This is a genomic window from Kineococcus vitellinus (assembly GCF_009906315.1).
Taxonomy (GTDB): Bacteria; Actinomycetota; Actinomycetes; order Actinomycetales; family Kineococcaceae; genus Kineococcus; species Kineococcus vitellinus.
Genome location: NZ_JAAALL010000015.1, coordinates 19,117 through 30,900, shown reverse-complemented (window position 1 = coordinate 30,900; position 11,784 = coordinate 19,117). Strand labels below are relative to the sequence as shown.

Sequence of the window (11,784 nt, the reverse complement as noted above, 5' to 3'; positions counted from 1 at the left end):
GGGTGGCCCGCCACAGCGACCCGTCGGCCTCCAGGCGGTGGGTGGGGTCGCCGGCACCGCGGCGCAGCACCGCGAGCGTGGCGCGCACGTCCACCCGGAACCCCGGGCGCCAGCGCAGGACCAGCGGCTGCCCGGAGCACCCGGGCTGCCCGGGCTGCCCGGGCTGCTCGGCGGCGCTCACGCCTCCACGGTAAGCGGGGCGGGCCGCTGCCCGGGAGCCCCCGCAGGCACCCGCGGGCGGCGGGTCGCCAGCCAGGAGCCGGCCAGGACGAGGGCGAAGCCGGCCAGGGTGGCAGCGGTCACCGCCTCGTCGAGCAGCAGGGCGCCCGCGACGACGGCGACGACCGGGTTGACGTAGACGATGGCGGTGGCGCGGACCGGGCCCAGCTCGCCGATGAGGGCGAACAGCAGCAGGAACGCGCCGGCGGTGCAGACGACGGCCAGCGCGGCCACGGCGCCCAGCACCCCGGCGGACGGCAGCCGGGCGGGCAGCCCCGGGCCCAGCGCGACGATCGGGACGTAGACGGCGGCGGCGAGCACGAGGCTGGCCAGGACGACGGCGGGGCCGGGCAGGTCGGACAGGTACCGGGCGAGCACGGCCGGGCCGACGGCGTAGCCGACGACGACGAGGGCCATCTCGGCCACCGCGCCCAGCTGCCCCGTCCCCAGGTCGAAGCCCACGAGGACGAGGACGCCCGCCGTGCCGAGGCCGAGACCGCTCCAGCCCAGCGCGCCCATGCGCTCGGCGCGGCCGGTGGCGAAGGCCACGAGCACCCCGACGACGGGGACGGCGGAGACGAGCACGGCCGTCGTCGAGCTGGGCAGGTCGTGCTCGGCGCGGGTGAGGAAGAGCCACGGGCCGACGATCTCGGTGACGGTGTACGCCAGCAGGGCGGGCCAGCGCCGGGCCAGCACCGGCAGGCTGCGGCGGACCTCCGGGCGGGCCAGCGCGAAGGGCAGCAGCACGAGCGCGCCGAGGGCGGTGCGCACGAGCACGAGCACCGAGGGCACGAGCTCGGCGTTGGCCACCTTGATGAGCAGGTACGGCACGCCCCAGGCGATGCCCAGGGCGGCGAAGAGGACAGCGGCGCGGCGGTTCACGCCACCGATGGTGGCTTGTCAGGGACCGTTCAGTCCATCGAGAATGTCCGCGTGATCCTCGACAGCTCGGACTTCACGATCGACCTGCGGCGGCTGCGGCTGCTGCGGGAGGTCGACCGCCGCGGCACGGTCGCCGCGACGGCCGCCGCGCTGCACCTGACGCCGTCAGCGGTCTCCCAGCAGCTCGCCGGGCTGGCCCGCGACCTCGGCGCGCCGCTGCTGGAGCGGCAGGGGCGCGGGGTGCGCCTGACCGGGCAGGCGCGCGTGCTGCTCACCCACGCCGACGCGGTGGCGGCGCAGCTGGAGAAGGCCCGCGCCGACCTGGTGGCCTTCGAGGACGGCCTGGTCGGCGAGGTCCGCATCGGCTCGCTGGCCACGGCGATCACGGCCGTGGTCGGCCCCGCGCTGCGCCGGCTGCGCCGCGAGCGCCCGGGGCTGCGCCTGCTCGTGCGCGAGCGCGAGCCCGGCGAGGCCGTCGCCGGCCTGGACGCCGGCGACCTCGACGTGGTCGTCGCCGTCGACCACCCGGGCGGGCCGACCCGCGACGACGCGCGCTACCAGCGCGTGGACCTGCTCACCGACGTCCTCGACGTGCTGCTGCCCGCCGACCACCCGCTGGCCGGGGCGGGCGAGCTGGACCTGGCCGCCCTCGCCGGCGAGGAGTGGGTGGCGGCCGCCACCGACGACGCCTGCGCGCAGATCACCTCCGCGGCCTGCGCCGCGGCGGGCTTCTCCCCCGACGTGCGCCACCACACCTCCGAGTACGACGCCCTCGCCGCCCTCGTGGCCGCCGGCGCGGGGGTGGCGCTCGTGCCGCGGCTGGCGCACCCGCTGCGCCAGGAGGGCCTGCGCGTGCTCGCCCTCACCGGCTCCCCGCCGGCCCGCTCGATCTACGCCGCCACCCGCGCCGGCCGCGGCACCGACGCCCCCACGGCGGCCGTCCTGCGGGAGCTGCGCCGGGTCGCCGCCGAGCGCCCGGACGCCGCGGTCCCCACCACCGCCTGAGCGAGCCGCCGGGCGGTCCGGGTGGACCGTTGACTCCGTCAGCGTGTAAGCGTGTAATCAGAGCATGAGCGATGAGAGCGACGTGGCCGCCTGGCTGACCGGCCGGCTGCCCCGGGACTGGTTCGAGGGGATGCCGACGGTGTCGGTGGACCGCGAGGAGATCGTCGTCGTGGGGACCCTGGCGCCCCCCGCGACGGACGCGGCGGGCGGCGAGGCCGCGGCCCGGCGCGGCGAGCAGGGCCGCATCGGCCGCTTCCGCGAGGAGACGCGCGGTGCGCGCATGCGCATCGCCGACGAGGCGGAGACCCTCTTCGGCCGCAAGACGGCCTGGGGCGCGCGCTGCGGGCAGACCGAGGAGGTCTTCACCAACCTCGCCACGCCCGTCATGACCCGGCTGCGCCAGCCGCAGCGCCGGGTGCTCGACACCCTCGTCGACGCCGGGGTGGCCCGCACCCGCTCGGAGGCGCTGGCGTGGTGCGTCCGGCTCGTGGGCCGGCACCAGGAGGACTGGATCGAGCAGCTGCGCGAGGCCCTCGTGAACGTCGAGCGCGCCCGCGCGGACGGGCCCGCGGCGTGAGCGGCCGAGCGACCGGCCGAGCGGTCGGCTGAGCGGCCGGCCGAGCGGCCGGCCGAGCGGCTCCCGGGTGCGAGGATGCCGCCGTGCCCGTGATCCGCGACGTCGGCCCCGCCGGCGGTCCGCTGCTCGACCTGCACCTGCCCGGGCGGGGCACCGGCGGGGGCCCCTGGCCGGTGCTCACCTGGTGCCACGGCTCGGCGTTCCGCCGCGACGACGGCCGCCGGGGCGCCGACGCCGTGGCCGCGGTGCTCGCCCCCCTCGGCGTCGCCGTCGCGGGGGTGGCGGTCCGCTCCAGCGCGCAGGCGCTCTTCCCCGCCCAGCGCGAGGACGTCGCGGCCGCGCTGGGCTTCCTGCACGAGCAGGGCGGGCGCTTCGGCCTGGACGGCCGCCGGGTCGTGGCCGCCGGGGAGTCCTCCGGCGGCTGGGCCGCGGCGATGGGCGCGCTGACCACCGACCTGACCCGGGGCGCGGTGGCCTTCTACCCGCCGACGGACCTGCTGGCGATGGACGCGCAGGCGCCGCCCGGCGCGAGCCTCGTCCACGACGACGCGGGCTCCCCGGAGTCGCAGCTGCTGGGCGCGCCGGTCCAGACCGTGCCGGAGCTGGCCCGCGCGGCCTCGCCGGTCTCCCACGTGCACCCCGGCGCGCCGCCCTTCCTCCTCGTGCACGGCGCCCTCGACGAGCTGGTCCCCGCCGGGCAGAGCCGGGCGCTCGCGCAGGCCCTGGAGCGCGCGGGCGTCGACGTCACCCACGTCGAGGTCCCCGACGCCGGGCACGGGGTGTGGCGGGAGTGGATCGGGCGCCCCGACGTCGTGGCCTTCGTGCGCGCGCGCCTCGGGGTCGCGGGCGGGTAGCCGCCCGGCGGCGGTGCGGGTGGGACGCGTGGTGCGCGTGCCGACTGGCCGACGCGCGCCGCGGGTGAGTCGATGACCCCGTGACGGACACCTCGACGCCACCGCAGCCCCCCGGGCGGCGGCGGCCCGCGCTGCGGCGCCCGCCCGCCCTGGCCGAGCTGGGGCGCGCGCTGGGGCTGCCGGCCCCGGAGGGCGCCGGCCCGCGGGTGCGGGGCCTGACGCTGGACTCCCGGCGCGTGCTGCCGGGCGACCTCTACGCCGCGCTGCCGGGGGCGCACCACCACGGCGCGCGCTTCGCGGAGCAGGCCCGGGCCGCCGGGGCGGTCGCGGCGCTCAGCGACCGCCCGCTGCCGGGGCTGCCGACCCTCGTCGTGCCCGACCCGCGAGCGGTGCTCGGGCAGCTGGCGGCCCACCTGCACGAGCACCCCAGCCGGCAGCTGGAGGTGTACGGGGTGACCGGCACCAACGGCAAGACGAGCACCACCCACCTGCTCGACGCCGGCCTGCGCGCCGCGGGGCGGCGCACCGGCCTGCTGAGCGGGGTGCAGCTGCGCACCCCGCGGTGGTCGCGCCCGGCGCAGCGCACGACGCCGGAGGCGCCGGAGCTGCAGGAGGTGCTGGCCGCGCTGCGCGCGCAGGGCGCCACGTGCGCGGCGGTGGAGGTCTCCAGCCACGGCCTGGCGCTGCACCGGGTGGACGGCACGTGCTTCCGCGCCGCGGTGTTCACCAACCTCGGCAGCGACCACCTGGACCTGCACGGCGACGAGGAGTCCTACTTCGCGGCCAAGGCGTCCCTGTTCGCGCCGCAGCGCTGCGCGCTCGCGGTGGTCAACGTCGACGACGCCCACGGGCGCCGGCTGGCCGCGCAGGTGGCCACCCCCGTCGTGACGTTCTCCGCGGCCGGGCGCCCCGGCGCCGACTGGCGCGCCGGCGAGGTGCGCGCGGACGCGCGGGGCACCGCCTTCCGCCTGCGGGGGCCGGGCACCGACCGGCGCGTGCGGCTGCGGCTGCTGGGCGCGCACCAGGTGGACAACGCCCTCGGGGCGATCGCCGCGCTGCACGCGCGCGGGGTGGAGGTGGAGGCCGCCGTGCGCGGCGCGGAGCAGCTGGCGGGGGTGCCGGGGCGGCTGCAGCGGGTGGACGCCGGCCAGCCCTTCCTCGCGCTCGTCGACCACGTGCACAACGTGGCCGGCCAGCAGCGGCTGCTGCCCTTCCTGCGCGGCCTCACGGGCGGGCGCCTGCTGGTGGTGCTGGGCGCCACCGGCGAGCGGGACCCCGCCAAGCGCGCGCCGCTGGGCCGCACGGCGGCGCAGCTGGCCGACGTCGTCGTCGTCACCGACGAGAGCCCGCACGGCGAGGACCCCGCGCTGCTGCGGGAGGCGGTGGCCGCGGGGGCGCGCGCCGCGGGCGCCGCGCGGGTGCACGTGGAGGCCGACCGCGACCGGGCCCTGGAGCTGGCCGTCTCGCTGGCCGCGCCGGGCGACGTGCTCGTCGTCGGCGGCCGCGGCCACGAGGGGCACCTGGTGGCCGGCGGGCGCAGCCGCCCCTTCGACGACGTCGCGCGGCTGCGGGCGGCGCTGGAGGAGCTGGGCCGGTCCTAGGTGCGGACGGCGCGCGGGTCCTCCAGCCCCACCACCCCGTGCAGGTGGCAGGCGGCGGTGTGCCCGCCGCCCACGTCCTGCAGCGCGGGGTCGACCTCGGGGCAGGGCGCGAAGGCGTGCCGGCAGCGGGTGCGGAAGCGGCAGCCCGAGGGCACCCGCGCGGCGGAGGGGACGTCCCCGGTGAGGACGATGCGCTCGCGGGCGCGCTCCAGCTCCGGCGAGGGCAGCGGCACCGCCGACAGCAGCGCCTGCGTGTACGGGTGCTGCGGGGAGCGGCTGAGCTCGGCGGCGTCGGCGACCTCGACGACCCGGCCCAGGTACATGACGGCGATGCGGTCGGACAGGTGGCGCACGGCCGCGAGGTCGTGGGAGACGAACAGCAGGGTCAGCCCCAGCCGCCGCTGCAGCGAGCGCAGCAGGTTGAGCACCTGCGCCTGCACGCTGACGTCGAGGGAGGCGATGGCCTCGTCGCAGACGACGAAGTCGGGTTCGCCGGCCAGCGCCCGGGCGATGCCGACGCGCTGGCGCTGGCCCCCGGAGAACTCGTGCGGGTAGCGGGAGGCCGCGGCGGGGTCCACGCCCACCAGCTCCAGCAGCTGTGCGACCCGGGCCGCGCGCGCCGCGGCGCCCGGGTGCAGGCCGTGCACCTGCAGGGGCTCGGCGATCGTCTGCCCCACCGTCAGGCGCGGGTCGAGGGAGGCGTAGGGGTCCTGGAAGACCATGACGGCCCGCCGCCGCAGCGCGCGCAGCGCACGGCGGTCCAGGGCTGTGACGTCGGTGCCGTCGAACTCGACGCTGCCGCCGGTGGGTTCCACCAGCCGCAGCAGCGCGTTGCCCAGCGTCGACTTCCCGCAGCCGGACTCCCCCACCAGGCCGAGGACCTCGCCGCGGCGCACGTCCAGGTCGACGCCGTCGACGGCGCGCACGGCACCGGTCCGCCGGCGGCGCAGCCCCGTGGAGCGGACCGGGAAGTGCACCTGCAGACCGCGCGCCCGCACGAGCACGTCCTGCGGGTCCCGCACCTGCTGCACGCCCCGCACCTGCGCGCCGGAGCCGTTCACGCGCCCACCTCCGTCTGCTGCAGCCGCTCGCCGTAGAAGGTCGCCGCCCGGTGCGGCACCGGCCCGCTGCCGCGCACCGGCACCAGGGGCGGCTGCTCGGTGGCGCAGCGCTCGTCGCCGCGCACGGGGCAGCGCGGCCAGAACACGCAGCCGGGCGGCAGGTCCGTGGGCGGCGGCGGGGTCCCGCCGATCGCGACGAGGTCCGGGCGCTCGGCGGGGGCGCCGTCCGCGCCGTCCTCGTCGTGCAGGGCGGGCAGCGCCCCGAGCAGGCCGCGGGTGTACGGGTGCGCCGGGGCCTCGAAGACGTCGTCGACGGAGCCGTCCTCCACGCAGCGCCCGCCGTACATCACCAGGACGCGGTCGGCGGTGCCGGCGACGACGCCGAGGTCGTGGGTGATCCACACCACGCCCGTGCCGCGCTCGCGCTGCAGGCCGGCGACCAGCTCCAGGATCTGCGCCTGCACCGTCACGTCCAGCGCCGTCGTCGCCTCGTCGGCGATGAGCAGCGCGGGGTCGCCGGACAGGGCGATGGCGATGACGACGCGCTGGCGCATGCCGCCGGACAGCTCGTGCGGGTAGCGGTCCAGGGCGCCGCGCGGGTCGGGCAGGCCGACGTCGGCGAGCAGCTCGGCGGCGCGCGCCCGGGCGGCCTTGCGCCCCCCGGCCCGGCCGTGGGCCAGCAGCCCCTCGGTGAGCTGGCGGCCCACGGTCAGCACGGGGTTCAGCGAGGTCATGGGGTCCTGGAAGACCATGCCGATGCCGTTGCCGCGCACCGTGCGCAGCTCGGCCTCGGACATGGCCAGCAGGTCGCGGCCGCGGAAGGCGGCGGTGCCGCTGACGCGGGCGTGGCCGGGCAGCAGGCCCAGCAGCGCCAGCACCGACACGCTCTTGCCGCTGCCGGACTCCCCCACGACGGCGACGGTCTCCCCCGCGGCCACGGAGTAGCTGAGGCCGTTGACGATGTCGGCGGTGCCGCGGGCGGTGTCCACCCGCACCCGCAGGTCGCGCACGTCGAGCACGGTCCCCCCGCCGTGCGCGGGGCCGGTCACGGGATCGGTCACGGGGTCGGTCACGAGGTCCTCCCGGGGGTGCGGCGGCGACGGCGGCCGGAACGGGCCCGCGCCGCCTCCAGGGCGCTGCGCTGCTGCGGGTCGAGCACGTCGCGCAACCCGTCGCCCAGCAGGTTGAAGGCGAGCACGAGGACGACGATGGCCAGGCCGGGGAAGACGGCGATCCACCAGGCCAGGTCCACGTAGCCGCGCCCCTCCGCCAGCATCCGCCCCCAGCTGGGGGCGGGCGGCTGGGTGCCCAGGCCGACGAAGCTCAGCGCCGCCTCGGCCAGCACCGCGAACGCCAGGCTCACCGAGGTCTGCACGATGATCGGCGGCAGCGCGTTCGGCAGCACGTGCCGGAACAGCAACCGCGGGTCGGAGGCGCCCACCGAGCGGGAGGCGCGCACGAACACGCTCTCCCTGACGCCGAGGACGGCGGCGCGGGTGACGCGCGCGAACACCGGGGTGTAGGTGATCCCGATGGCGATCATCGCGTTGGTCGTGCCGGGCCCCAGGATCGCGATGACGGCGATCGCCAGCAGCATCGCGGGGAAGGCGAAGAGGACGTCCATGAGGCGCATGAGCGCGGTGTCCAGCCAGCGGCCGTAGAAACCGGCGAACAACCCCACCAGGACGCCGCAGACCAGCGAGAACCCGACGGCGACGACGCCCACCTGCAGGGACACCTTCGCGCCGAGCACGACGCGGCTGAGGACGTCGCGGCCGAGGTCGTCGGTGCCGAACCAGTGCCCGGCCCCGGGGGGCTGCAGGCGCTGCTGCACGTCGACGTCGTTGGCGCCGCTGGGCGCGACCTGGTCGTCGAACAGGGCGACGAGCACGACCCCGACGAGCACGAGCGCGGCGAACAGCGCCGGCGGGGAGCCGAGCAGCAGCCGGGCGCCGGCCAGGAACCGGTTGCGCCGCGGGCGCACCGGCGCGGCCGCGGCGCTCACGCGCTGATCCTCGGGTCGAGCCTGGAGTACAGCAGGTCCACCACCAGGTTCAGCAGCAGGAACACGAACGCGAACAGCAGCACCGCGCCCTGCAGGACGGGGTAGTCGCGCGCCTCCACCGCCTGCAGCGCGAGCTGGCCCAGCCCCGGCCAGGCGAAGACGATCTCCACGACGACGACCCCCGAGAGCAGGTAGGCCAGCTGGACGCCGGTGACGGTGACCAGCGGCAGCAGCGCGTTGCGCAGCACGTGCCAGTCCAGCACCGCCCGCGGCGGCAGGCCCTTGGCGCGCGCGGTGCGCACGTGCTCGGCGCCCAGGGCCTCCAGGACGCTGGAGCGGGTGAAGCGGGTCAGCACGCTGCCGGAGACCAGCCCCGTCGTCACGGCCGGCAGCACCAGCGAGCGCAGCCACAGCGCCGGGTCCTCGGTGAAGGGCACGTACCCGCTGGAGGGGAACCAGCCCAGGGTCCCGGCGAACAGCAGGATGAGCATGATGCCCATCCAGAACTCCGGCACCGAGATGCCGATCTGGCTGAGCACCGTGGCGGCGCCGTCGACGAACGAGCGCGGCCGCAGCGCCGAGGCGGTGCCCAGCGGCACCGCGATGAGCAGCGCGACGAGGATCGAGGCGAGCGCCAGCGACAGCGTCGCCGGCAGCCGCTCCAGGATGAGCGCGGTGACCGGGTCCCCGGAGCGGAAGCTGACGCCGAGGTCGCCGGTCACCGCGCGGCCGATCCACTGCAGGTACTGCACCACCAGCGGCTGGTCCAGCCCGGCGCGCTCGCGCAGCGCGTCGTAGGTCGCCTGGTCGAAGCGGGTGCCCAGCGCCAGGCGCACCGGGTCGCCGGGGACCAGGTGCACCAGCGCGAACGTCACGACGCTCACCCCCAGCAGGACCACGACGGCCTGCAGGGTGCGCCGCACGGCGAGGGCGGTCACGACGGCAGGGTGACCGTCTCGAAGTCCACCGCCTTGTCGGCACGGGTCTCGTAGCCGGTGATGCCCGGCTTCCACGCCTGGATCGCGTCCGGGTTGTACAGGTACAGGTAGGACACGTCGTCGACGATCTGCTGCGCGGCCTGGTCGTACAGCGACTTGCGGGTCGCCCGGTCCCCCTCCACCCCGGCGCGGTCGAGCAGGTCGTCGGTGACGGGGTTGGAGTACTTCTGGTAGTTGTTCGGCCCGTCGGTGCGGTGCTGCTCGTTGTAGAAGTCCGCCGGGTCGATGTTGCCCAGCCAGCCCAGCATGAACGCGTCGAAGTCGCCGCGGCCCTGGCGGTCCAGCCAGGTGGCGAAGTCCTCGGTCTGGATGTCCACGGTGATGCCCAGCGGTTCCAGCTGGCTGGCGATCACCTGGGCGGCGGTGACGGTCTCGGGGTACTCCGAGGTCACCATGAGGCCCATCGTCAGCGGCCCGCCCACCCCGGCGCCGGCGAGCAGGGACTTCGCCTGGTCGACGTCGGTGGTGAAGGGCGCGTAGTCGTGGTGCCACTCGCTGCCCTCGGGGATCGCCGTCTGGTTCACCCGGGCGGTGTCGAAGCGCGCGGCCTCGGTGATCGCCTCGCGGTCGAGCGCGAACGCGACGGCGCGGCGGACGTCGCGGGAGTCGAAGGGCGCCTTGGCGCAGTTCATCGCCAGGTACCAGTAGTCGACGCTGGCGACCTGGCCGAGCTCGACGGCGTCGTCGCCGGCCAGCGAGGCGACCTGCTGGGCGGGGACGTTGTCGGTCCACTGCACCTGGTCGCCGGTGAGCGCGGTGAGGGCCGCGGCGGGCTCGGTGATGAACTGGAAGGTGACCCCGTCGATCGAGGGCGCCTGGCCCCAGTGGTCCTCGAAGCGGGTCAGCGCGATCTCGCCGGCCCCCGAGCTCTCCAGCCGGAACGGCCCGGTGCCGACGGCCTTCGTCGTCAGCGACGCCTCGTCCACCGACCTCGGCAGGATCGCCATGCCCTTGAACCCGCCGATGTTGGAGAGCAGGTTGGGCGTGGGGGCGCTGAGCGTGAGGACGACGCGGGTCGGGTCCTGCGCGACGACGTCGGCGACGCTGGCGAAGCGGGCGGAGTTGGCCAGCTGCTGGTCGATGATGCGCCGGTAGGAGAAGACGACGTCCTCGGCGGTGAACGGGGACCCGTCGTGGAAGACGACGCCCTCGCGCAACGTGAAGGTCCAGGTGAGCTGGTCGTCGCTGGTCGTCCACCCTGTCGCCAGCGACGGCTGCATCGACAGGTCGTCGGCGCTGGGCACGACGAGGGTGTCGTAGACGTTCTCCAGCACCTGGAAGCTGGCGTAGGCGGTCGTCTTGTGCGGGTCCAGCTGGTCGGGCTGGGCGCTGATCGCGGCGACGAACGCCGCGGCGTCCCCGCCGCCGCCACCACCCGTCTCGCCGGCGCCGCCGGTGTCGACGCCCTCCCCGGTGCTGCAGCCGGCCACCGCGATCGACGAGGCGGCGAGCGAGGTCAGGACGGTTCTGCGGCGCACGGCGGCCTCCTGCGGGCGTCGTCGACGTTCCTCGGACGCCGACACACCCTGCCGAGAACCGTGCGCGAACACCAATCGGGACCGCCCGCGGGCGGGGTTCGTGATCAGATCGACACCCGGCGCGGGCGCGGGTCAGCCCTCGCGGGCGGCCTGCTGCGCGCGCACCCGCGCCAGCGCCGAGCGCGCCCCGAGCAGCGCGGCACCGGCCAGCAGCAGGTCCGCGAGCGTCAGCAGCACCCGGGAGGCGAGGACGACGACGGCCGCTCCCCCGCTGCCGGTGGCCAGCGCCAGCACCGCCCCGAGCACCAGCTCGCGCGCCCCCGCTCCCGCGGGCGCCAGGACCACGAGGAAGCCCACCAGCCAGGCGAGCGCGTACCCGCCCAGCGCCAGGGCCAGCGCCGGCCCGGCCGGGCGGTCCAGCCCGACCGCGCGCGCCAGCACGAGCACCTGCAGGCCGACGGCCGCCCACGAGGCCAGCGCCCACGCGGCCGAGGCGAGCACCCCGCGCCAGCTCACCGCGTGCTCCAGCGGCTCCTGGCGGGCCAGCCGCAGCAGCAGCGCCAGCAGCGGGTTGACGACGGCGGGCACGAGCACCACGAGCAGCGGCACCGTCAGCCAGCGCAGCCAGCCCGTCCACTCCCAGCCCTGGACCCACCGCCCGTGCAGCGCGAACGGCAGCACGGCCGCCACCAGCAGCGAGGCCGTCGTCATCGACACCAGCAGCGCCACCACCAGCGCCGAGCCGGTCCGCCGGCGCGGCACCCCGTGGTCGCGGGCCAGCTCGGCCTGCGCGAGGAACTGGAAGACCGTGCCGGGCACGTAGCGCCCGAGCTGGCCGACGAAGAAGACCCGCGCGGCCGCCCGCCACGGCAGCGGCGAGCCCAGGTCGGCCAGCACCGCCCGCCAGCTGGCCCCCGAGAGCGCGACGTTGGCCACCGACAGCGCGGCGGCCAGCAGCAGCGCCCCCGCGTCCAGGCGCGCGGCGGCGTCGGCGATCGCGACCCGGTCGCGCACGACGTAGGCCACCGCGAGCGCGAGCGCGAGGAGCAGGAAGCCCACCCGCACCACGGGCGAGCGCAGCAGGGCCGGCAGCCGGGTCACCGC

11 protein-coding genes and 1 pseudogene are annotated in these 11,784 nt (G+C 77.0%); 4 read left to right on the top strand and 8 right to left on the bottom strand.

The genetic code is table 11. The annotated features are described in order from the left end of the window. Positions 1-181: pseudogene (locus tag GTQ99_RS02955) on the bottom strand (DNA-3-methyladenine glycosylase 2 family protein); the annotation flags it as partial. Continuing rightward, the gene (locus GTQ99_RS26560) at positions 178-1,101 is read right to left on the bottom strand and encodes an EamA family transporter (RefSeq protein ID WP_166614245.1); all 924 of its coding nucleotides are present in this window, start codon (positions 1,099-1,101) and stop codon (positions 178-180) included. The gene GTQ99_RS26560 and the pseudogene GTQ99_RS02955, both read right to left, overlap by 4 nt. A gap of 51 nt (positions 1,102-1,152) precedes the next feature. Here GTQ99_RS26560 and GTQ99_RS02945 point away from each other — a divergent pair, with 51 nt between their 5' ends. The 4 genes from GTQ99_RS02945 (at position 1,153) to GTQ99_RS02930 (ending at position 5,138) form a co-directional block, all read left to right on the top strand. Beyond that, positions 1,153-2,106, top strand: a complete 954-nt coding sequence (locus tag GTQ99_RS02945; protein WP_166614244.1) for a LysR substrate-binding domain-containing protein — start codon at positions 1,153-1,155, stop codon at positions 2,104-2,106. Between the two features lie 64 nt (positions 2,107-2,170). After that, positions 2,171-2,683 (top strand): hypothetical protein, encoded by a 513-nt coding sequence (locus GTQ99_RS02940; protein WP_166614243.1) that lies wholly within the window; start codon positions 2,171-2,173, stop codon positions 2,681-2,683. An 83-nt stretch (positions 2,684-2,766) separates the two neighbouring features. After that, positions 2,767-3,537 carry a prolyl oligopeptidase family serine peptidase gene (locus GTQ99_RS02935; protein WP_166614242.1) on the top strand — a complete coding sequence of 257 codons (771 nt, stop codon included), beginning with the start codon at positions 2,767-2,769 and terminating at the stop codon, positions 3,535-3,537. An 80-nt stretch (positions 3,538-3,617) separates the two neighbouring features. After that, positions 3,618-5,138 (top strand): Mur ligase family protein, encoded by a 1,521-nt coding sequence (locus GTQ99_RS02930; RefSeq protein ID WP_338074676.1) that lies wholly within the window; start codon positions 3,618-3,620, stop codon positions 5,136-5,138. Here GTQ99_RS02930 and GTQ99_RS02925 read toward each other — a convergent pair. The 6 genes from GTQ99_RS02925 to GTQ99_RS02900 form a co-directional block, all read right to left on the bottom strand. Next, complete coding sequence (locus tag GTQ99_RS02925) at positions 5,135-6,199, bottom strand: ABC transporter ATP-binding protein (protein WP_338074675.1); 1,065 nt, start codon at positions 6,197-6,199, stop codon at positions 5,135-5,137. The genes GTQ99_RS02930 and GTQ99_RS02925 overlap by 4 nt on opposite strands. Further along, positions 6,196-7,272: an ABC transporter ATP-binding protein gene (locus GTQ99_RS02920; protein ID WP_338074674.1), complete on the bottom strand. Its 1,077-nt coding sequence runs from the start codon at positions 7,270-7,272 to the stop codon at positions 6,196-6,198. The genes GTQ99_RS02925 and GTQ99_RS02920 overlap by 4 nt, the downstream gene beginning before the upstream one ends. After that, positions 7,269-8,183: an ABC transporter permease gene (locus tag GTQ99_RS24680; RefSeq protein ID WP_166614248.1), complete on the bottom strand. Its 915-nt coding sequence runs from the start codon at positions 8,181-8,183 to the stop codon at positions 7,269-7,271. Before GTQ99_RS24680 ends, GTQ99_RS02920 begins: the two co-directional genes overlap by 4 nt. A gap of 17 nt (positions 8,184-8,200) precedes the next feature. Next, positions 8,201-9,142, bottom strand: coding sequence for an ABC transporter permease subunit (locus GTQ99_RS26555; RefSeq protein WP_166614241.1), 942 nt, complete (start codon positions 9,140-9,142; stop codon positions 8,201-8,203). Continuing rightward, positions 9,139-10,680 carry an ABC transporter substrate-binding protein gene (locus GTQ99_RS02905; protein WP_166614240.1) on the bottom strand — a complete coding sequence of 514 codons (1,542 nt, stop codon included), beginning with the start codon at positions 10,678-10,680 and terminating at the stop codon, positions 9,139-9,141. Before GTQ99_RS02905 ends, GTQ99_RS26555 begins: the two co-directional genes overlap by 4 nt. Positions 10,681-10,812: 132 nt before the next feature. Continuing rightward, positions 10,813-11,781 carry a lysylphosphatidylglycerol synthase domain-containing protein gene (locus tag GTQ99_RS02900; protein ID WP_166614239.1) on the bottom strand — a complete coding sequence of 323 codons (969 nt, stop codon included), beginning with the start codon at positions 11,779-11,781 and terminating at the stop codon, positions 10,813-10,815. Between the last annotated feature and the right edge of the window lie 3 nt (positions 11,782-11,784).